Origin of the sequence: Variovorax sp. RCC_210 (genome assembly GCF_041355175.1) — a bacterium.
Lineage (GTDB): Bacteria > Pseudomonadota > Gammaproteobacteria > Burkholderiales > Burkholderiaceae_C > Variovorax.
This window is the reverse complement of sequence record NZ_JBFUPJ010000002.1, coordinates 841,587-859,477: the sequence shown is the minus strand read 5'-3', so window position 1 is coordinate 859,477 and position 17,891 is coordinate 841,587. Positions and strand designations below refer to the sequence as shown.

The 17,891-nt window shown below is 67.9% G+C and carries 19 protein-coding genes; 12 read left to right on the top strand and 7 right to left on the bottom strand.

The features are described 5' to 3' along the window. On the top strand, positions 1–373 hold a 373-nt coding region (locus AB6807_RS12105; protein ID WP_371084708.1), incomplete at its 5' end, for a hypothetical protein. Positions 374–448: 75 nt separating this feature from the next. Here AB6807_RS12105 and AB6807_RS12100 read toward each other — a convergent pair. Next, positions 449–991: a hypothetical protein gene (locus AB6807_RS12100; protein WP_116911881.1), complete on the bottom strand. Its 543-nt coding sequence runs from the start codon at positions 989–991 to the stop codon at positions 449–451. Positions 992–1,114: 123 nt separating this feature from the next. Here AB6807_RS12100 and AB6807_RS12095 point away from each other — a divergent pair, with 123 nt between their 5' ends. Then, entirely contained in the window at positions 1,115–2,095 is a 981-nt protein-coding gene (locus AB6807_RS12095) for a LysR family transcriptional regulator (protein ID WP_116911880.1), read from the top strand. A gap of 10 nt (positions 2,096–2,105) precedes the next feature. On the opposite strand, the gene AB6807_RS12090 is transcribed toward AB6807_RS12095, so the two are convergent. Next, positions 2,106–2,279 carry a hypothetical protein gene (locus tag AB6807_RS12090; RefSeq protein ID WP_371084707.1) on the bottom strand — a complete coding sequence of 58 codons (174 nt, stop codon included), beginning with the start codon at positions 2,277–2,279 and terminating at the stop codon, positions 2,106–2,108. 126 nt (positions 2,280–2,405) lie between these two features. Between AB6807_RS12090 and AB6807_RS12085 the strand changes: the two genes are divergently transcribed. Both AB6807_RS12085 and AB6807_RS12080 read left to right on the top strand, forming a co-directional pair. Continuing rightward, positions 2,406–3,212 (top strand): metallophosphoesterase, encoded by an 807-nt coding sequence (locus AB6807_RS12085; RefSeq protein WP_371084706.1) that lies wholly within the window; start codon positions 2,406–2,408, stop codon positions 3,210–3,212. Positions 3,213–3,309: 97 nt separating this feature from the next. Continuing rightward, entirely contained in the window at positions 3,310–4,824 is a 1,515-nt protein-coding gene (locus tag AB6807_RS12080) for an amidase (RefSeq protein WP_371084705.1), read from the top strand. Between the two features lie 33 nt (positions 4,825–4,857). Here AB6807_RS12080 and AB6807_RS12075 read toward each other — a convergent pair whose 3' ends face one another. After that, on the bottom strand, positions 4,858–5,475 hold the full coding sequence (locus AB6807_RS12075) for a TetR/AcrR family transcriptional regulator (RefSeq protein WP_371084704.1): 618 nt from the start codon (positions 5,473–5,475) through the stop codon (positions 4,858–4,860). Between the two features lie 95 nt (positions 5,476–5,570). Next, positions 5,571–6,305, bottom strand: a complete 735-nt coding sequence (locus AB6807_RS12070; protein WP_116911876.1) for a GntR family transcriptional regulator — start codon at positions 6,303–6,305, stop codon at positions 5,571–5,573. A 264-nt stretch (positions 6,306–6,569) separates the two neighbouring features. Here AB6807_RS12070 and AB6807_RS12065 point away from each other — a divergent pair, with 264 nt between their 5' ends. The 8 genes from AB6807_RS12065 to AB6807_RS12030 all read left to right on the top strand — a co-directional run bounded on the left by AB6807_RS12065 (position 6,570) and on the right by AB6807_RS12030 (position 14,424). Continuing rightward, the gene (locus AB6807_RS12065) at positions 6,570–7,913 is read left to right on the top strand and encodes an aromatic ring-hydroxylating dioxygenase subunit alpha (protein ID WP_116911875.1); all 1,344 of its coding nucleotides are present in this window, start codon (positions 6,570–6,572) and stop codon (positions 7,911–7,913) included. A 6-nt stretch (positions 7,914–7,919) separates the two neighbouring features. After that, positions 7,920–9,371: a glutamine synthetase family protein gene (locus tag AB6807_RS12060; protein ID WP_371084703.1), complete on the top strand. Its 1,452-nt coding sequence runs from the start codon at positions 7,920–7,922 to the stop codon at positions 9,369–9,371. A 16-nt stretch (positions 9,372–9,387) separates the two neighbouring features. Continuing rightward, positions 9,388–9,711: a 2Fe-2S iron-sulfur cluster-binding protein gene (locus AB6807_RS12055; protein WP_116911873.1), complete on the top strand. Its 324-nt coding sequence runs from the start codon at positions 9,388–9,390 to the stop codon at positions 9,709–9,711. Positions 9,712–9,829: 118 nt separating this feature from the next. Next, on the top strand, positions 9,830–11,032 hold the full coding sequence (locus AB6807_RS12050) for an ABC transporter substrate-binding protein (RefSeq protein WP_116911914.1): 1,203 nt from the start codon (positions 9,830–9,832) through the stop codon (positions 11,030–11,032). A gap of 69 nt (positions 11,033–11,101) precedes the next feature. Then, positions 11,102–11,962, top strand: a complete 861-nt coding sequence (locus AB6807_RS12045; RefSeq protein ID WP_371084702.1) for a branched-chain amino acid ABC transporter permease — start codon at positions 11,102–11,104, stop codon at positions 11,960–11,962. Next, complete coding sequence (locus AB6807_RS12040) at positions 11,959–12,921, top strand: branched-chain amino acid ABC transporter permease (protein ID WP_371084701.1); 963 nt, start codon at positions 11,959–11,961, stop codon at positions 12,919–12,921. The genes AB6807_RS12045 and AB6807_RS12040 overlap by 4 nt, the downstream gene beginning before the upstream one ends. Continuing rightward, positions 12,918–13,685, top strand: a complete 768-nt coding sequence (locus tag AB6807_RS12035) for an ABC transporter ATP-binding protein (RefSeq protein ID WP_371084700.1) — start codon at positions 12,918–12,920, stop codon at positions 13,683–13,685. Before AB6807_RS12040 ends, AB6807_RS12035 begins: the two co-directional genes overlap by 4 nt. Then, on the top strand, positions 13,678–14,424 hold the full coding sequence (locus AB6807_RS12030) for an ABC transporter ATP-binding protein (protein ID WP_371084699.1): 747 nt from the start codon (positions 13,678–13,680) through the stop codon (positions 14,422–14,424). Before AB6807_RS12035 ends, AB6807_RS12030 begins: the two co-directional genes overlap by 8 nt. A 40-nt stretch (positions 14,425–14,464) precedes the next feature. On the opposite strand, the gene AB6807_RS12025 is transcribed toward AB6807_RS12030, so the two are convergent. The 3 genes from AB6807_RS12025 to AB6807_RS12015 form a co-directional block, all read right to left on the bottom strand. Beyond that, entirely contained in the window at positions 14,465–14,851 is a 387-nt protein-coding gene (locus AB6807_RS12025) for a hypothetical protein (RefSeq protein ID WP_371084698.1), read from the bottom strand. Between the two features lie 125 nt (positions 14,852–14,976). Next, a complete protein-coding gene (locus AB6807_RS12020; protein WP_116911867.1) occupies positions 14,977–16,143 on the bottom strand; it encodes an ABC transporter substrate-binding protein in 1,167 nt (388 codons plus the stop codon). A gap of 104 nt (positions 16,144–16,247) precedes the next feature. Further along, entirely contained in the window at positions 16,248–17,831 is a 1,584-nt protein-coding gene (locus AB6807_RS12015; protein ID WP_371084697.1) for a phospholipase D family protein, read from the bottom strand. Positions 17,832–17,891 lie beyond the last annotated feature (60 nt).

Genomic DNA, 17,891 nt, shown 5'->3' with positions numbered 1-17,891 from the left:
GCTGCGATCAGCGAAGCCTTGTAGTCTATCACGGTTTTTTAAGTACCGTCAAACTTTTTTCGCTTTCTTCAACTTCATCAGCCAACCGCTTTTCGCAATCAGCCGCCGAAGTCATTTCAGCGAAGCCTTCGATTATGCACTGCTTTTTCAAACCGCGTCAACTTCGAAGGAAGTTTTTTTACCCGACTCACTCGCAATCAATTCCGAAGAATCCATCGCGACTCACCTTGCAGTGACTGTCAGTCGAGCCCTCGATTATGCACAGTTTCCGAGGGAATGGTCAACGAAGGCGAAGATTTTCACCAAAGAGTCACTTGCAGCCCGCCAGGCTGGCCACTGGGTCCGGCAGCTCACGACTCACACTACTAATTAGAGACTGAGAACCCCCAGGCAAGCGGACAACAAAAAAGCCGCCCGAAGGCGGCTCTTGCATCCAGCAGTTCACTGCTTAGTAATAGCGCGAGCTGTTCATGCGGCGCATCGCTTCATACAGCGTAGGCATGCGCGCTTCTTGCGAACGCACCGTCATGCGGGCCACAGCGTCGATCTTGGCGACGTCGGCTGCAGCCACCGTGCCTTGCGACTGCTGGCGCCACATGGCGGCTTGCAGTTCCTGCATCACGCGCGGATCGCTCTTGGCGGTTTCCAGGAAGCGGGCATCGGCACGGGCCGCGGCGCGGCGTTGTGCTGCGGCGCGCCAGGCGCCGGCGACGCTGCTTTGGCGAACCGAGCCCGCAAACAGCGCGAACAAACCGATGGCTGCAAGGCAGAACACGGTCCAGACAGCCAACACGCTGCCTTCGTTCCAGTTCGACACGAGCGAGTCGGTCACCACCAGCACGGCCGCCGCAATGGCGACGATCAGCAGGGCGATGAGCGGGCGGGCGCCGTTGGCACCGGCGCGGGCGGCCTGGATCTGGCCGAACAGGACTTCGGCGCGACGCACGCCGGGGTGGACAGTAGGTTGGTCAACGTGGACGAAGCTGGTCATGATGCATCCCTCCTTGGGGACAGTGGAAGTCAGTGGTGGCGAACAAGGCCGATGCAGTGATATTAGGGCTTACCCTAGTGCGTTTCCACTTTATCTTTCTGATGTTTATCATTCACATCACTGATGGACGTCAACTTTCGCACACTTGATCTCAACCTGCTCCGCGTCTTCGACGAGGTGATGGCAGAGCGCAACCTCACGCGCGCGGCCCGCAACCTCTCGATCACACAACCTGCGGTGAGCAACGCGCTGCGACGCCTGCGCGAGGTGCTGGGCGACGAGTTGGTGCGCCGCTCGGGCGCCGGCGTGGAGCCCACGCCCCGTGCGCTGGCCCTGTGGCCGACGGTGCGCGACGCCTTGCGCCAGCTGCAGCACACGCTGGCGCCCGGCGAGTTCGATGCCGGCACCGCCGACACGACCTTCCTGTTGGCAATGGCCGACGCCACCGCGGCCGAGCTCATTCCGGGCCTGGTGCAGATCGCTGAAAAGGAAGCGCCCGCCATCTCGCTGCGCGTGCTGCCGCTGACCACGCGCGACCCGCGCCGCATGCTGGAGCAGGAAGAGGTCGACATGGCCGTCGGCTATTTCCCGGCGGTGATCGCCAGCCTCGCGGCGCGCGGGCAGTCGGGCGTGGGGGTGGCGTTCGAGACCCAGCGGCTCTACCTGGGCCAATATGTGTGCGTGATGCGGCGCGGCCATCCGCTGGCGAATGCGCCGCTGACGCTGGACGACTATTGCGCCGCGCGCCACCTGCTGGTGAGCTTTTCGGGGCGGCCGTACGGCTTCATCGACCAGACGCTGGGCGCCATGGGGCGCGAGCGGCGCATCGTGGTCACGGTGAACCAGTTCTTCACGGCGGGCCGGGTGGTCGCCAATTCAGACCTGCTGACGGTGCTGCCCCGTCACTTCGTGACCGTGACGGGCATCGACGACCAGCTGGTGCTGCGCGACCTGCCCTTCGACCAGCCGCCGGTGCATGTGGATGCCGTGTGGCACCGGCGCGCCCAGCACGGGCATGCGCACGAGTGGCTGCGCACCGCGCTGTTGCGCGCCGCAGCCGCGGCTTTCGCAGGATCGGTCCTCGGGCAGAAGGTGCCCGGCTGACCGGGGTGGCTCAGCGGACGACGCTGAGCCAGGCGCTGGCGGCAGCGCGCAGTTCCTGCGCGTCGTGGGCGCCGCGGCCGGCACGCGTGTCGGCGCTTTCCATCAGGTTGGCGGCGTGGCTGGCCGGCGCGTTGACGGTGGAGGAACGGAAGAAACGTGCCACTTGGGCGATGAGGCTGAACATGGTGTTGCGCGGCTTCTGGCCGTGCTCTGAGTTGCTGATGCTCCAAGATTAAGGGTTATCCCTAGTAAAACAAGCTCGACCTTATGCACTTCACGCATGGGGCAATTCACCTAGACTGCGCCGACGATGAAGCTGCAACTGCTCTCCGACCTGCACCTGGAGTCCCATCCCCGCTTCCAGGCCGAGCCCGTGCCGGGCGCCGACTTGCTGATATTGGCGGGCGACATCGGCTCCTACCAGCAGGGTTCCCGCCTGACGGACACCGATTTCGGCCTGGGCCGCTTCTCGCCGCGCAACGGCTGGCCGACGCCCGTCGTCTATGTGCCGGGCAACCACGAGTACGACAACCTCGACTTCGACGACACCCACGCCAGGCTGCGCGCGCTCTGCGAAGAGCTCGACATCCTCTGGCTGGAGCGCGAGACCCGCGTGATCGACGGCATCCGCTTCGTCGGCACCACGCTCTGGGCCGACTTCGACGCACTCGCCTTGCCCACCGACAGCTTGGGCGAGGCGCTGAAAAAGCGCGGCAAGGCGATGCGCGCCGCGGACTTCTACCTCGAAAAAGCGGCCACCATGCGCAACGGCGCGCTGTTCCTCGCCGAGCAGCTGCGGGAACAGGCGCTGGCCTGCCAGACCTGGCTGGCGCAAGCGCTGGCCGAGCCGTTCGACGGCACCACCGTGGCCATCACCCACTTCGCGCCAAGTCTCGAGAGCGGCGATCCGCGCTACGGCCTCACGCCCGGCACGGCGGGTTTCTGCAACGGGCTCGACGAACTGCTTCCGCACGCCAGGCTGTGGCTGCACGGCCATCTGCACTGCCCCTCCGACTACGTGAAGAACGGCTGCCGCGTGGTGGCCAACCCGCTGGGCTATGCGCGCAACGGCGAACAGGAAGGCTTCAAGCCCCACCTGCTGATCGAGGTGCGCTGAAACCCCGGCGCGGCGGCATGCACGCCCGGTAACGCACCCACCGCGCCTGCTGTGTAGACTGGCCCGAGACCATCTCACCGGTGGAGAGGAGAGCGCCATGACGCAGCAAGAACAAGGACGACGAGGCTTCCTGAAGCAGGCCGCCGGCACCGCCGCGGTCCTCGGGCTGCCGGGCATAGGGCGCCAAGCCTTCGCCCAGCGACCCGACAGCGTCGGCAGCGGCAGCAACCCCGGCAAGGCGATGGGCCAGCTGTCCATCGCCGAGCTGTCGCGGCGCCTGGCCGCCGGCGCCCTCAGCAGCAGCCAGCTGGTGGAAGAAGCGCTCGCTGCCATCCAGAACCCTGCCGGCGAAGGCGCGCGCAGCTTCATCCGCGTGCACGCCGAGTCGGCCCGCGCCACCGCTGCGCGGCTGGACACCGAGCGCAAGGCCGGCCGGGCGGCGGCCTCGCCGCTCTCAGGCATCCCGCTTTCGCTGAAAGACCTGTTCGACGAAGCCGGGGTCACCACGCTCGGCGGCTCGACCGTGCTGGCCGGGCAGCCGCCGGCCGCGCGCGACGCCCTCGTGGTCGAGCGCTTGCGGCGCGCGGGCGCGATCATCGTCGGGCGCACCAACACGGTCGAGTTCGCCTACACGGGCCTGGGCATCAACCCGCACTACGGCACGCCGAAGAACGTCTACGACCGCGCGACCGGCCGCATCCCCGGCGGCTCCACCTCGGGCGGCGCCATCTCGGTGGCCGACGGCATGGCGGCCGGCGCCATCGGCACCGACACCGGCGGCTCGCTGCGCATTCCCGCCGCGCTCAACGGCCTGGTGGGCTTCAAGCCGACGCAGCGGCGCATTCCGCTGGACGGCGTGCTGCCGCTGTCGACCTCCTTCGACTCGGCCGGCCCGATGGGCTGGACGGTCGAAGACTGCGCGCTGCTCGACGCCGTGCTGGCCGCCGAGCTGTCGCGCCCCTTGCGCGTGCTGCCCCTGCGCGGACTGCGTTTCGCGGTGCCCAAGACCTTCTTCCAGGACGAGCTGTCGCCGCCCGTGGCGGCGGCGTTCGCGTCGGCGCTGGCCAAGCTGTCGGCCGCGGGCGCCACGGTCACCGAACTGCCGATGACCGAGTTCGCCAAGGCGCCGACCATCAACCCGCGCGGCATGATCACCGCCGCCGAGGCCTTCACCTGGCACCGCGAGTTCATCAAGACCGGCGCCGCCAGGTACGACCCGCGGGTGCTGGCGCGCATCAAGACCGGGGAGGCCATCACCGCGCCCGACTACCTGCAGCTGCAGGCGCTGCGCCGTCAGTTCATCCGCTCGGTGAACACCGCCGCCGCCGGCTACGACGCCATGCTGATGCCCACCACGCCCGACATCGCGCCGCCCATCGCCGAGGTGCTGAAGGACGACGAGACCTACTACCGCATCAACGCCCGCATGCTGCGCAACCCATCGGTGGTGAACCTGTTCGACGGCTGCGCGCTCTCGGTGCCCTGCCACGACGCGGGCACTGCGCCGGTCGGCCTGATGGTGGCGGGCATCGGCAACACCGACCACCGGCTGCTGGCCGTGGGCGCGGCGGTGGAGGCCGTGGTGACGCCGCGGCGCGCGCTCAGCAGCTGACGCGCTGGCGGTGGCGGCGGTGGCGCCGCCGGTTCAGCGCGCGGCGATGCCTTCGAAGCAGGTCGCGAGCACCAGCTCGACGATCTGCTCGTCGGTCTGCAACCCGCCCGCCTTCAGGAAGCCGAGCACCGGATCGCAGGCGCGCGCATACAAGGTGTACAGCACGGCAATCGCGGGCAGCTTCGGGTCGAGCGAGCCGTCGGCCTGCGCGGCCTGGATCCAGCCGCCGAGCGTGTCGCTCAGGGTCACCAGGCGGTCGAGGTAGCCGCGGTTGTTCATCAGCGCGGCGCGCAACGTGGAATTCTGGTGCGGCAGCGAAGGCATTTCGCCGGCCAGCTGCACCTGCATCGACCAGCGCACCACGGCGCGCAGCCTGTCGACGGGCTTGTCGTCGGCCGTCACCGCCGCCACGAAGTCGAGCGTGCGCTGCATGATGCGCACCATGGCCGCGGCGGCCAGGTCTTCCTTGCTGGGAAAGTGCTTGTACAGGCTGGCCTTGGCGATGCCGACGGTGGCTGCCACCTCGTCGACCGTCATCGACTCGAAGCCCTTTTCGGCCAGCAGGCGGTTGGCGGTCTGCACGATGGCCTCCTCGCGGGCCTGCAGCATCTGTTCCTTGAACGAGGTCTTGGCGGGGACGGTGGCACTCATGCCCGAAATTCTAGTCTCGCGCGTCGCCGACCAGACGACATGCCCGCCGAAATACCGTCCAGTCTTTTACAGACTGGCCAGTTGCACACGCCCCTTCAGCTGCTGCGGCCCTTGGACACCAGCCGAATGCCGGGCATCAGTTCGGCCGCCAGCTCGGGGCGTTCCAGCGCGTAGTCGAGGTTCATGCGCGCAATTTCGACGTGCTCCTCGCCCAGCGCCTGCGCCCGCGAGCCCTGGCCGCGCTCGATGGCCTGCACCATCGCGTGGTGCGTGCGGTGCGCCTGGCGCATCCACTGCTGGCCCTCCTCCATCGACGACTGCATCGGCAGCATCGCGCTCGGCGCGGCGAAGGGCTGGCCGCCCAGCATGTCCATCACGCGCTTGAGCGCGAGGTTGCCGCAGCCTTCGAGGATCAGCTTGTGGAAGCGGTCGTTCATCTCGACGTATGCCGCGTAGTCGTCGATTTCCATGCTCGGCTTGTTCACGGCGCGGTCGCCGTCGTCCAGGCATTCCTTCAGGTCGCGCAGCAGCTGGCGCGAGGCGCCGTCCTCGGCCAGCAGCCGCGCGGCAAAGCCTTCGATCACGCCGCGCACGCGAATGGCGTCGGCCACCTCCTGCGAGGTGAAGCGGCGCATCTGATAGCCGCCGCTGGGCGACTGCTCGATGAGACCTTCGTGCTCCAGGCTGGCCAGCGCCAGCCGCACGGGGGTGCGCGAGGCCTCGAGCTTCTCGGCGAGCGGGATCTCGGCCAGCCGCTCTCCGGGCACGAATTCGCCCTTGAGGATCAGGTCGCGCAGTTGCACGAGCACGCGGGATTGTTGGGAGTCCATCGGCGGATTCTAGGAGACGCCGCCGCCATTGCACGCAGCAGATTTACCCTGGCTCGGTTGTTGCATGCACTGTCGAATAACAAGTGTCAAAAACTAACGGTAGCCTGCGTATTTACCCTGATTTTTGGCGTTCAATGCCCCGATTCAGGGCAAAAACAGCACCGCAAGTTTGACCGGAGCCGAAGATCACCAAGACAATGCATACAGTTGCATGCAATGGCGATTCAAGCCTCTTTTGACCGCACCCACGATGGAGCCCGCAAGATGATCAGCGCAGAGCAGAACGATTTCATCACCCGCGTCGGACCCGGCGCCCCCGCCGGCAAGCTGCTGCGCCGCTACTGGCAGCCGGTGGCCCTGGCCGACGAGCTGGCCGGCCCGCGCCCGGTCAAGCCGGTGAAGCTCATGGGGCAGGACTTTGTCCTGTTCCGCGACGAGAGCGGCCAGCTCGGCATGCTCGACCGCGACTGCCCGCACCGCGGCGCCGACCTGGCCTTCGGCCGGCTGGAAAACGGCGGCATCCGCTGCGCCTTCCATGGCTGGCTGTTCGACGCCAAGGGCAACTGCCTCGAAACCCCGGCCGAGCCCGCCACCAGCAAGCTGTGCAGCCGCATCAAGCAGTCGGCCTACCCGGTGGTCGAGAAGGCCGGCATGGTATTCGCGTACATCGGCGAGGGCGAGCCCCCTGCCTTTCCTGATTTCGACTGCTTCGTCGCCCCCGACAGCCACACCTTCGCGTTCAAGGGCCTGTTCGAGTGCAACTGGCTTCAGGCGCTCGAAGTGGGCATCGACCCCGCGCACGCCTCGTACCTGCACCGCTTCTTCGAGGACGAGGACACCTCCGAAAGCTACGGCAAGCAGTTCCGCGGCGCCTCGGCCGACTCCGACATGCCCATCACCAAGGTGCTGCGCGAATACGACCGCCCCGACATCAGCGTGGAGCCCACCGACTACGGCTTTCGCCTGAAGGCGCTGCGCAAGCTCGGCGAAGACACCACCCACGTGCGCGTGACCAACGTGGTGTTCCCGCAGGCCTTCGTGATCCCCATGAGCGCGGAGATGACCATCTCGCAATGGCACGTGCCCGTGGACGACACGCACTGCTATTGGTACGCCGTGTTCACCAGCTTCACCGGCCCGGTCGACAAGCAGCAGATGCGCGACCAGCGCCTGAAGCTCTACGAGCTGCCCGACTACACCTCGCGCAAGAACAAGCGCAACAACTACGGCTACAGCATCGACGAGCAGCTGACCGAGACCTACACCGGCATGGGCGACGACATCAACGTGCACGACCAGTGGGCGGTGGAGTCGCAGGGCGCTATTCAAGACCGCACGCGCGAGCACCTGGGCAGCACCGACAAGGGCATCATTGCCTACCGCCGCGTGCTGGTGAAAGCCATCGAGGCCACGCTGGCCGGCGAGACCGCGCCGATGCTCATCGACGCCGCGCAGGCCAGCGCCATGACCGGGCCGCCCTCCATTGACGGCATCGGCCGCAACGTGAGCGACGAGGCGTCCACCGAGGCCTACTGGCAGGACGCCGACCGCGCGCGGCGCGAGAAGTCCGACTGGGCCTCCGCACGCCTTTCACGGCTTGTTGCCTGAAGCACCATGAGCAGCAAGAGCCACACATTCGTCGACCGCTTCGGTCTCTGGTCCGACGACCAGCATGCGCAGGCGCGCGAACTCGTGCGCCGCATCGACAGCGGTGAAGTCGACCTCGTGCGCTTCGCCTGGCCCGACCAGCACGGCATCCTGCGCGGCAAGACGCTGGTGGCCACCGAGGCCCGCTCGGCCCTGTGGGAGGGCGTGAACCTCACCTCCACCCTGCTGGCCAAGGACACCTCGCACAAGACCGTGTTCCCGGTGTTCAGCGCCAACGGCGGCTTCGCCATCGAGGGCCTGCAGGGCGGCGCCGACTTCACCGTGGTGGCCGACCCCGCCACCTTCAAGGTGCTGCCGTGGTCGCCGCGCACCGGCTGGGTGCTGTGCGACGCCTACATGGCCGACGGCGCGCCCTGCCCCTTCGCCACGCGGCAAATACTGCAGCGCGCGGTGCGCCAGCTCGACGAACTGGGGCTGGACTTCATCGCCGGGCTGGAGGTGGAGTTCCACGTCTTCAAGCTCGACGACGCGCGCATGGGCCTGGGCGATTCGGGCCAGCCCGGCGAACCGCCGCGCGTGTCGCTGCTGTCGCACGGCCACCAGTACCTGACCGAGCTGCGCTACGACCGCGTCGACACGCTGATGGAGCTGCTGCGCTCGCAGCTCGTCGCGCTGGGCCTGCCGCTGCGCTCGCTCGAGATCGAGTTCGGCCCCAGCCAGTTCGAGCTGACCTTCGGCCCCACCGCCGGCGTGATGCCCGCGGACACCATGGTGCTGCTGCGCAGCGCCATCAAGCAGATCTGCCAGCGCGCCGGGCTGCACGCCACCTTCATGTGCCGCCCGAAGATCCCGAACGTGATGTCCAGCGGCTGGCACCTGCACCAGTCGCTGCGGCGCAAGAGCGACGGCGTGAACGCGTTCATGCCCGAGGCCGAGGGCCGGCACCTGAGCGACATCGGCATGCACTACCTCGGCGGGCTGAAGGCGCACGCCTGCGGCGCGGCCGCGCTGGCGAGCCCCACCGTCAACGGCTACCGGCGCTACCGCCCGTTTTCTCTCGCGCCCGACCGCGCGATCTGGGCCAAGGACAACCGCGGCGCCATGCTGCGCGTGCTAGGAGGCGTGGGGCAGAACGCCTCGCGCATCGAGAACCGCGTGGGCGAGCCGACGGCCAACCCGTACCTGTACCTGGCCTCGCAGCTGTTCTCGGGTCTGGACGGCATCAGGAACCGCATCGACCCCGGTCCTTCGGCCGACGCGCCGTACGAAACGCCGGCCGAGCAACTGCCGCGCTCGCTGGGCGACGCCCTCGCCTGCCTGCGCAAGGACGAGATGCTCAACGCGCAGATGGGCAAGACCTTCATCGACTACCTGTGCCACATCAAGGAAGCGGAAATCGCCCGCTTCAACCTCGAAGTCAGCGAGTGGGAACACCGCGAGTACTTCGACATGTTCTGAACCAGCCCCCACAAGAATGCCCACGATCCACTACATCCTCAAGGACGGCACCACGCGCGACGTCGACGCCAAGCTCGGCGCGAGCGTGATGGAGACCGCCATCCGCGGCAACGTGCGCGGCATCGACGCCGAGTGCGGCGGCTGCTGCTCCTGCGCCACCTGCCACGTCTACGTGGAAGACGCCTTCCTCGCGCTGCTGCCGCCGCCCGACGACATGGAAAGCGCCCTGCTCGACGCGGTGGCCTCCGAGCGCCGGCCCGGCTCCCGCCTGAGCTGCCAGCTCACCGTGACCGCGGCCTTCGAAGGCCTCACGGTGCGCGTGCCCGAAACGCAGATCTGACGCGTGGCTCGGGCATCATCGCCCGCTGCCCACATCCGGTTACACGACAGCGGCGCCCGAGCGGGCGCATTGATTCATTCCACCTGAAAGGCCTTTCCAAATGACGCCGATGAAGCCAATGAAGATGACCAAGAGAACCCTGCTCTCGACCCTGATGCTGGCCGGCTTCGGCCTGCTGGGCGCCACGGCGCACGCCGCCGACGAGCCGCTGCGCATCGGCCTCATCGCCACCTACTCGGGCCCCTACGCCGACTACGGCCGCCAGTTCGACGCCGGCATCGCCCTGTACCTGAAGGAGCACGGCGGCAAGGTGGGCGGGCGCGCCGTCGAGATCATCAAGAAGGACACCGCCGGCCCCGCGCCCGACGCCGCCAAGCGCATTGCGCAGGAACTCATCGTGCGCGACAAGGTGAGCATCCTCACCGGGCTGGACTTCAGCCCCAACGCCTATGCCGTGGGCGCCATTGCCACGCAGGCCAAGATCCCGACCATCGTGATGAACGCGGCCTCCTCGGCCATCACCACCAGCTCGCCGTACGTGGCGCGCCTGTCGTTCACCGTGCAGCAGGTCACCGACCCGATGGCGCGCTACATGCTCAAGGAAGGCGTGAAGGACGCGTACACCGTGGTGGCCGACTACGCCTCGGGCGTCGACGCCGAAACCGCCTTCAAGAAGACCTTCACCGCCGGCGGCGGCAAGGTGTCGGGCGAAGTGCGCACGCCCATGAACAACCCCGACTTCTCGGCCTACGTGCAACGCATCAAGGACGCCAAGCCCCAGGCCGTGTTCTTCTTCTTCCCCTCGGGCGTGATGCCGCCGGCCTTCCTGAAGGTGTGGAAGGAGCGTGGCATGGAGCAGGCCGGCATCAAGCTGTACGCCACCGGCGAAGCCACCGACGACAGCTACCTCGACGCCACCGGCGACGTGGCGCTGGGCCTGGTCACCAGCCACCACTATTCGTTCGCGCACCCCTCGCCCAAGAACCAGAAGTTCGTGAAAGACTTCGCCGCCGACAACGGCGCCAAGCTGCGCCCGAGCTACTTCGCCGTGACGGCCTACGACGCCATGGCCGCCATCGACCTGGCGCTGGCCAAGACCAAGGGCGACGCCGGCGGCGACAAGTTCATGGACGCGCTGAAGGGCCTGAGCTTCGAGAGCCCGCGCGGCCCCATCGAGATCGACCCGGTCACGCGCGACATCGTGCAGACCGTGTACATCCGCAAGACCGAGCGCGTGAACGGCCAGCTGGTGAACGTGGAGTTCGACAAGTTCGACCGCGTGAAGGACCCGGCCAAGGAAGGCGCAGCCGCAGCCAAGTAAAGGGACCGACGGCCGGCAACCCCGGTCGTCCCCCCACCCGCCAGCCAGCACGCAGCAAGCAGGAAATTCATGGGCATCGTGATCTTCGATGGAGTGGCCTACGGCATGCTCCTGTTCCTCATCGGCGTGGGCCTGTCCATCACGATGGGGCTCATGAATTTCGTCAACCTCGCGCACGGCAGTTTCGCGATGGTGGGCGGCTACGCCGCGAGCGTGCTCATGAACCACTTCGGCCTGGGCTTCGGCCTGTCGCTCGCGGCGGCGTTCGTGGCTGCCGCCGTGGTGGGCGCGGTGCTGGAGCTGGTGTTCTACCGGCGGCTGTACCGCGCGCACCCGCTGGACCAGGTGCTGCTGTCGATCGGCGTGGTGTTCGTGTCGATTGCCGCGTTCACCTACTTCTTCGGCCCGACCATGCAGCCCTTCACGCTGCCGCCGGCGCTCGACGGCCAGGTGTCGCTGCTGGGGCTGGAGGTGGGCCGCTACCGCATGTTCCTCATCGTGTGCGGCGCGGCGGTGCTGGTCGCGCTGCTGCTGGGCCTGGGCAAGACGCGCTACGGCGCGATGGTGCGCGCGGCGGTGGACAACCAGCGCGTGGCGGGCGGCACCGGCATCCATGTGCAGCGCCTGTTCTTCCTGACCTTCTCGCTGGGCTGCGGCCTGGCGGGCCTGGGCGGCGCGCTGAGCCTGGGCATGCTGGGGCTGGAGCCTTCGTTCCCGCTGAAGTACCTCGTGTACTTCCTGATGGTGGTGTGCGTGGGCGGCGCGGGCACCGTGACCGGCCCCTTCATCGCGGCGCTGCTGGTCGGCATCGTCGACGTGGCGGGCAAGTACTACTGGCCTGAAGCGGGCGCCTTTCTCATCTATGTCTTCATGATCGTCATGTTGCTCGCGCGGCCCAACGGCATCGTCGCCAAGAAGGGGGTCGCATGAAAGCCCTGAGCGTTTCCCCCGCGCAGCTGCGCATCGCCGAGATCGCCTTCTGGCTCGCGCTGGCATCCAGCTTCTTCCTGCTGCCCGACAAGCTCACGCTGATGAGCCAGATCATGATCTTCGGCCTGTTCGCCGTGTCGCTCGACATGGCGCTGGGCTACGCCGGCATCCTCACCGTGGGCCATGCGGCCTTCTTCGGCGCCGGTGCGTACGCCGCCGGCCTGCTCGCCAAGTACGGCTGGAGCGAGCCGTTCACCGGCCTCGTGTTCGCGCTGGTGGTGAGCGGGCTGCTGGGCTATGCGCTCAGCTACCTCGTGGTGCGCGGCGCCGACCTCACGCGGCTGATGATCACCATCGGCGTGTGCGTGCTGCTGTTCGAGGTGGCCAACCGGCTCTCGGGCATCACCGGCGGCACCGACGGCCTGCAGGGCGTGGTCATCGCGCCGGTGCTCGGCTTCTTCGACTTCGACCTCTACGGCAAGACCGCCTTCTGCTATGCCTTCGGCGTGGTGCTGGCCATGTTCCTGCTCGTGCGGCTGGTGCTGCGCTCGCCCTTCGGCCTGGCGCTGCGCGGCATCCACGACAGCCGCAAGCGCATGCTGGCCATCGGCTCGCCGGTGGAAGCGCGCCTGCGCATGGCCTATGCGTTCTCGGCCGCGGTGGCCGGCGTGGCGGGCGCGCTGCTGGCGCAGACCACGCAGTTCGTGGGCATCGAGTCGATCGGCTTCAACCGCTCGGCCGAGGTGCTCATCATCCTCGTGCTCGGCGGCACCGGGCGGCTGTACGGCGGCATGATCGGCGCCATCGTCTACATGCTGGTGCACGACATGTTCGCCGACATGAACCCGCAGTACTGGATGTTCTGGCTCGGCATCTTCCTGATCGCGGCCGTCATGCTCGGGCGCGGCGGCATCATGGGGGCGCTGTCGCGCTTCGTTCGCACGGGGAAGGCGCGATGAACAATTCGACCACCCACACCCTGCGCACGCAGAACCTGGGCATCCGCTTCGGCGCCTTCCAGGCGGTGAGCGAAGTCAACCTGTCGCTGGAGCCCGGCGCGCGCCAGGCGCTCATCGGCCCCAACGGCGCGGGCAAGACCACGCTCATCAACCTGCTCACCGGCGTGTTCAAGCCCACGAACGGAAGCATCCACATGGGCGATCGCGACATCACGCGCCTGCCCTGCGACAAGCGCGCCCGCATGGGCCTGGCGCGCACCTTCCAGATCAACACGCTGTTTCCCAGCCTCACGCCGCTGCTGTCGGTGGTGCTGGCCATCAGCGAGCGCGAAGGGCTGGGTGCCACCTGGTGGCGGCCGCTGAAAGGCTGCACGGCCGTGTTCGACGAAGCGCATGCGCTGCTCGGCACGCTCAAGCTCGACAGCCTGGCCGACGTGCCCGTGGCCGAGCTGCCCTACGGCAAGCAGCGCCTGCTCGAGATTGCGCTGGCGCTGGCCGCCAGGCCCCGCATCCTGCTACTCGACGAGCCGGCCGCGGGCGTGCCGGAAGACGAGAGCGGCGAGTTGTTCGAAGCCATTGCGGCGCTGCCCGACGACATCAGCGTGCTGTTCATCGAGCACGACATGAAGCTGGTGTTCCGCTTCTCGCGCCGCATCTCGGTGCTGGTGGGCGGACGCATCCTCACCGAAGGCACGCCGGGCGAAATCGGCGCCGACCCGCGCGTGCGCGAGGTCTACCTGGGAAGTTCTCATCACCATGCCTGAAGCACCCGCATCCGTATCCGCACCCGCCCTCACGTTCGAGCGGCTCACGGCCGGCTACGGCAACGCCGTGGTCCTCGACCGCCTCGACTTCTCATTGCAGCAGGGCGAAAGCCTCGCCATCCTCGGGCGCAACGGCGTGGGCAAGACCACGCTGCTGGAAACGCTCATGGGCAACACCCGCGTGATGCAGGGCGCCATCCGCTGGCAGGGCGAGGACATCACGCGCTGGCCCTCGCACCAGCGCGTGCGCGCGGGGCTGGGCTGGGTGCCGCAGGAGCGCGAGGTGTTCCCCTCGCTCACCGTGGAAGAAAACCTCACCGTCATCGCGCGCTTCGGCGCCTGGAACCTGAAGCGCGTGTACGACTTCTTCCCGCGCCTGCGCGAGCGCCGCGGCAACTACGGCAACCAGCTCTCGGGCGGCGAGCAGCAGATGCTGGCCATCGGCCGCGCGCTCATGACCAACCCCAAGCTGCTTCTGCTCGACGAGCCCATGGAAGGGCTGGCGCCGATCATCGTGGAGGAGCTGGCCGCGGCGATCCGGCGGCTGTGCGAGTCGGAAGGGCTGGCGTCCATCGTGGTCGAGCAGCACCCGGTGCTGGCGCTGGAGATGACGCACAAGGCCATCGTGCTGGAGCGCGGCACCGTGGTGCACGCGGGAACCAGCGCGGCGCTGGCGGCGGACCGCGGCCTGCTCGAAGGCCTGCTCGGCGTGGGCATTGCCGAGGACGTGGCCGCCTGAGGTGAAAGCCGATGCGGCCGCTTGAAGCGCCGCCCCGGTTTCAGCCCACCGCCTGTTCGCGCCAGCGCCGGGCGCACACGCTGAAGCGCCATGCGGCGAGGCACGCGAGCGCGAAGGCCACGGCCCACGAGATCCACAGGCACGCGAACACGATGAAGGTCACGCCGATGTCCGCCAGGTGCGTCCAGAACGAGGGAGCGCCGTCGCGCAGGCCCGCCAGGCCCTGCAGGTAGGTGCCCACGCACCACCACACGGCCGGCGGCACCACGGCCACGCACAGCGCGTAGCCAAGGCCGGCCTCCAATGCGCCGATGCGCCCTTGCGCAACGGGCCGCCGCCACGCGAAGAAAGCGGCCAGCGCGAGCGCCGCGCAGGTCACGAAGCCGAGCAGCAAAAGGCCGTTCAGCAGCAGGAAGTCATCGTCCATGGGCGCCAGGCTCCGGCAGTGCAGGTGGCTTGCACTGTAGCGGCGCCATTTCCGAACCACGCGCAGGCGGCGCGGAAGTAGCCGCAGGCGCTACCCGCGGGAGCGCGGGTTCAGCTCAGCTCAGCTCAGCTCAACATCTGCCCGCGGCTGCCGATCACCGCCACATCCACGAACTGGCCGCCTTCGCGGTTGGTGCGCCCGTAGTTGATCTTCACGCCGCCCATGTCGAAGTTCTCGATGCTGGCCAGCCCCGACATCACCGAGGCGCGCGTGAGCGAGCCGCCGGCGCGGCGCATGCCTTCGGCCAGCACCGCGGCGTTGATGTAGCCCTCCAGGCTCGTCAGCGAGAAGTCCTTCACGCCGCTGGCCACCATGTCGGCCTGGTAGCGGCGCACGATCTCGAAGCGGGTCGAGTACGGCGAAGGCACCACGATCACGAAGCCCAGGCCCTTGGCCAGGTCGCCCATGGCCGCGAGCGCGCTGGCCGTGATCGACAGGCCGTAGGCCGAGCTGCTGTTGCCTGCCTCGCGCAGCGCCTTCAGGAACACCGGCGCCGTGCCGGCCAGGCCCACCACGATCACCTGCGGCTTGGCCTTGGCGATGGCGGCGGCCGCGGGGCCGACTTCCATGCTGGTGGTGTTGGGCGTGGTCGCGATGACCGCGGGCTCCAGCTTGGCCTTGGCCAGCGCGTTCTTGAAGGCCGCCAGCACCGACTGGCCCAGTGGGTCTTCGGAGTGCACGAGCCCGATGCGGCTCTGGCCCAGCACGGCGGCCGTGCTCACGAGCTTGTCGACTTCCTGGTCGTAGTTGGCGCGCACCCAGAAGGTGTTGGGCGAGGTCTTCTTGCGCAGCGAGATGGTGCCGGTGATGGGGCCGACCACGGCCATGCCGGGCACCGCGTCCATCACCTCGGCCGTCTGGCGCGTGCCCAGCGGGTGCAGCAGCGCGAGCACCGAGCTGTCTTTTTCGAAGGCCAGCGCGTTGGCCTTGGCCACGTCGGGCTTGAAGGTGTCGTCGGCCATCACCAGCTCGACCTTGGTGCCGTTGATGCCGCCGGCCTTGTTCAGCGCCGCGAAGAAGGCGCTCGACCCCTGGAACAGCCCCTGCCCGTTGGCCTTCTCGACGCTGCTGTTGTCGAAGGTGGTGCCGATGCGCACCGCGCGGCCCTGCGCGAACGCCGGGAACCCCAGGCCTGCGGCAGCGCTGGCCGCGGTGGCGGCCAGGCCCGTCAGCGCTCGGCGACGGCTGGTGGAAAGCGGCGCAATCGACTCGCGCGGCAAGGGATCGGTCATGGTCGAAGTCTCCGGAATGCGGTCACAAAAGTTCACATTTCTACTAGAAATGTAACGCAACCGACCGTTTTGGAGATGACAAATCGGCGCGCGCCGACCCGTACTTACAACAGTTCTTCGCCCACGATGGGCAGCAGGAGCCAGTTCTTGAAGCGCAGCCACAGGAACTCGCCCGGCTCGTCCTCGTGCACGATGTCGCCGCCCGCATCGTCGTATTCGAGCCACTGCACGCGCCGCCCGTCGGGCCCCAGGCGCAGCCGGTAGCCGAGGTTGACGCGCTCGCCGCTGATGAGCTTGTCGTAGTCCTTCACCAGCTCGGGGCTGTCGATGAGCAGCCCCATCTCGGTGTTGACGGCGGCCGAGCGGTGGTCGAGGTTCATCGAGCCGACGAAGAAGCGGTCGTCGTCGATCACCGCGAGCTTGGCGTGCAGCCGGCTGATCGACTTGCCGAAGTCGCCGAACCGGCCCGAGCGCCCGGTGAGCGTGGGCGCGATCTCGTAGATGGTCACGCCGATCTTCAGCATGTCGGCGCGGTAGCGCTCGTAGCCCGCATAGGCCAGCGGCTCGTCGGTGGCGCCCAGCGAATTGGTGACCACGGTGACGCGCCCGCCGTTCTCGATGGCCTTCTTCATCATCGCCATGCCGTGCGCGCCCGGAATGAAGTACGGCGAGCCGATCTTCACCTCGCGCTTCGCCGAATTGATGGCGCCCAGCGCCCCCTCGGTCACGCTGCCTTCGTAGGCCGCGTCGGGCTTGCGCGTGATCTTCTCGGGCGAGTCGACGAACAGCGTCGACGGTGCCCAGTAGCGCTCCACGTTGCCGGTGATCAGCTCCTGCCCCACCGGCGGCTTGTTGAGCACGTCGCGCTGGTGCATGGCCACGTCGGGCACGGCCGTGCGCGCGATGGCGTCGAAGCGCTTCTGCGCTTCTTCCACCGGCATGCGCAGCGGCGCGATCTGCTCGATGGGGCGCACGTGCTCGCTGTTCCAGTAGCGGTCGAAGCCCTCGGACATCTGGCGCACCACGGGGCCGCTGGACAGCACGTCCATGTCGATGAAGTTGGCCGCCGTGCTGCGCATGAAGTACTCGTTGGCGATGTTGCGCCCGCCCGAGACCGCGAAGCTGTTGTCGGCCACCAGCAGCTTGTTGTGCATGCGGTGGTTGATGCGCCCGAAGTCGGTGAGCGACAGCAGCAGCCGCGCCGACAGCGAACCCGCGCGCGAAGGCAGCGGGTTGAACAGGCGCACCTCCACGTTGGGAAACGCCGACAGCGTGCCGAACACCTCGTCTTCGCCCGCCGTATACAGGTCGTCCACCAGCAGGCGCACGCGCACGCCGCGCGCGGCGGCCTCGCGCAGTTCCTTCAGGAACAGCAGGCCGACGTCGTCCTTCTGGATCAGGTAGTACTGCACGTCGAGCGACTTCTCGGCGTGTCGCGCGAGCGAAATGCGCGCGTCGAACGCGAAGGCCGCCTCCGGCAGCAGCCTGAAGCCCGACAGCGTGGTGGAGCCACCCGGCGTGCCCTTGGCCGCGAGCTGCGCCAGCTCGGTTTGTGACACTTCCGTGTCGGAGTAGGCCTTGACCAGCGGCATCGGCTTGCCGGGCGGCAGGCTCACGCAGCCGGCGAGCCAGAGCGTGGCCGCGCCCAGTGCCAGGCTGGCAAGTCGACGGAGGGTGGCGGCGCGCATGGCCCGAACTGTAGCTCGCGGCGCGGGGGAATGCGTGAAGGATTGCGGACGCGATTGCGC

Bases quoted from the DNA above. Each gene is read 5' to 3' on its own strand.
- AB6807_RS12030 (WP_371084699.1), top strand. From the start codon at position 13,678: ATGCCTGAAGCACCCGCATCCGTATCCGCACCCGCCCTCACGTTCGAG.
- AB6807_RS12035 (WP_371084700.1), top strand. From the start codon at position 12,918: ATGAACAATTCGACCACCCACACCCTGCGCACGCAGAACCTGGGCATC.
- AB6807_RS12080 (WP_371084705.1), top strand. From the start codon at position 3,310: ATGACGCAGCAAGAACAAGGACGACGAGGCTTCCTGAAGCAGGCCGCC.
- AB6807_RS12100 (WP_116911881.1), bottom strand. From the start codon at position 991: ATGACCAGCTTCGTCCACGTTGACCAACCTACTGTCCACCCCGGCGTG.
- AB6807_RS12025 (WP_371084698.1), bottom strand. From the start codon at position 14,851: ATGGACGATGACTTCCTGCTGCTGAACGGCCTTTTGCTGCTCGGCTTC.
- AB6807_RS12095 (WP_116911880.1), top strand. From the start codon at position 1,115: ATGGACGTCAACTTTCGCACACTTGATCTCAACCTGCTCCGCGTCTTC.
- AB6807_RS12085 (WP_371084706.1), top strand. From the start codon at position 2,406: ATGAAGCTGCAACTGCTCTCCGACCTGCACCTGGAGTCCCATCCCCGC.
- AB6807_RS12050 (WP_116911914.1), top strand. From the start codon at position 9,830: ATGAAGATGACCAAGAGAACCCTGCTCTCGACCCTGATGCTGGCCGGC.
- AB6807_RS12070 (WP_116911876.1), bottom strand. From the start codon at position 6,305: ATGGACTCCCAACAATCCCGCGTGCTCGTGCAACTGCGCGACCTGATC.
- AB6807_RS12090 (WP_371084707.1), bottom strand. From the start codon at position 2,279: ATGTTCAGCCTCATCGCCCAAGTGGCACGTTTCTTCCGTTCCTCCACC.
- AB6807_RS12020 (WP_116911867.1), bottom strand. From the start codon at position 16,143: ATGACCGATCCCTTGCCGCGCGAGTCGATTGCGCCGCTTTCCACCAGC.
- AB6807_RS12065 (WP_116911875.1), top strand. From the start codon at position 6,570: ATGATCAGCGCAGAGCAGAACGATTTCATCACCCGCGTCGGACCCGGC.
- AB6807_RS12045 (WP_371084702.1), top strand. From the start codon at position 11,102: ATGGGCATCGTGATCTTCGATGGAGTGGCCTACGGCATGCTCCTGTTC.
- AB6807_RS12015 (WP_371084697.1), bottom strand. From the start codon at position 17,831: ATGCGCGCCGCCACCCTCCGTCGACTTGCCAGCCTGGCACTGGGCGCG.
- AB6807_RS12055 (WP_116911873.1), top strand. From the start codon at position 9,388: ATGCCCACGATCCACTACATCCTCAAGGACGGCACCACGCGCGACGTC.
- AB6807_RS12075 (WP_371084704.1), bottom strand. From the start codon at position 5,475: ATGAGTGCCACCGTCCCCGCCAAGACCTCGTTCAAGGAACAGATGCTG.
- AB6807_RS12040 (WP_371084701.1), top strand. From the start codon at position 11,959: ATGAAAGCCCTGAGCGTTTCCCCCGCGCAGCTGCGCATCGCCGAGATC.
- AB6807_RS12060 (WP_371084703.1), top strand. From the start codon at position 7,920: ATGAGCAGCAAGAGCCACACATTCGTCGACCGCTTCGGTCTCTGGTCC.